Source organism: Polaromonas sp. P1_G4 (assembly GCF_056405475.1).
The window spans coordinates 1-1,209 of sequence record NZ_JBFUCA010000840.1 but is presented as its reverse complement, the minus strand read 5'-3'; the positions used below and the strand labels follow the sequence as shown (position 1 = coordinate 1,209).

The window sequence follows — 1,209 nt, the reverse complement described above, 5'->3', positions numbered from 1 at the left end:
CAGCAGGCCCTGTGCTTTTTGCGCATGGCTTCCGACGAGGAGGAGCAAAAGCTCATGAGCGGCCTGGGCATAGGCCGGTTCGGCGGCGAGCTGGTGGTCGTTGTGGATCTGCTTGTGGCCAAGTCGCCCCAAACTGAGAGTGCGTGGGGCTCTCTCGCCTGAGAGCCTCAAAATCCTCCGGCTCTTATTTCGCGGCTGTGGCTTCGGCCGAGGGGTGCCTGAGCAGAAGCCGATCCAGGGCGCTGAGAACGTCGAACGACTCGGCAAAGTCGCCAAACAGAACGGCATTGTCAGGCGCAGCCGCTTTGCCCTGCCAGGCCGCGCGGAATTGGTCGAATATTTCGCCAAAGGTTTTTTTCCCATCTATCAACGCGAGAATTTTTGCGCCGTACTTGCCGGGATTCACCATCACCGAGGCGCCTGAGTGCTGATGCCTGAGCATGAAGGGCTGGCCCTTGTTGCTGCCAAACACCTGCGCGGCAAGTTCGCCGGTCAAGGGCTCATGGTAGAAGAAAGGCACGTACTCCGGATCGCCGTAGGGGGCCTTGCAACGGTCGTTGCGAGTGACGTATAGGGAATGGGTAATAAGGGTGCCGGCCATCAGCTCGGCCATTTCATATTGCTTCCTGCGCGGCAGCCTGCGCAATGCCGCGGCCATGGCCGGCGGCTTGCTTCCCAGCACCATGTGCGGTAAATAAGGCGAAAGGCCGCGCTGTACATCGGTGAACTCCAGGTGCATGCCGTGTCCGCTCTTTGCGCCATCCGCTTCGTCGCCCAGCCAGTCAAACAGCTCGCCCACGCTGTATGAGCGGTCCTGCGAATGCMGCAGCAGGTCGTAGATGCCTGCGTCGCCCATCTTGTGGTCGTGGTGCAGGTCTTCGCTGCGCTTGAACCAGTTGGTGGCGGGCAGGCTGGCCAGCAAGTCGCGCGTGTTGGCGATTTTCCGCTGCGCATCCGCCTCGTCGCCGTTGACCAGGCGCATGAGCTCCTGCATCTGGTACACCCCGGTGCGGCCCGTGGTGGCATACACCATGAGTCCGATGGCGCCATCGTCTTTGAGTACACTGCGCAACGCCTTGAATCCCAGATCGGGATCGGCCAGATGGTGAAGTACGCCGCTGCAATTGATGTAGTCGAAGGCGCCGAGCTCTGCTGCCAGGGCGGGCAGGTTCAGCAATGAATCATGAACCCAGGCGATGTTTGCCAGCC

General features: G+C 61.0%; 1 protein-coding gene. It reads right to left on the bottom strand.

Annotation, left to right across the window (positions count from 1 at the left end; translation table 11 throughout):
- Positions 1–184: 184 nt before the first annotated feature.
- A partial coding sequence (locus AC1D1X_RS23835; RefSeq protein WP_477699415.1) for a class I SAM-dependent methyltransferase occupies positions 185–1,209 on the bottom strand: 1,025 nt, incomplete at its 5' end.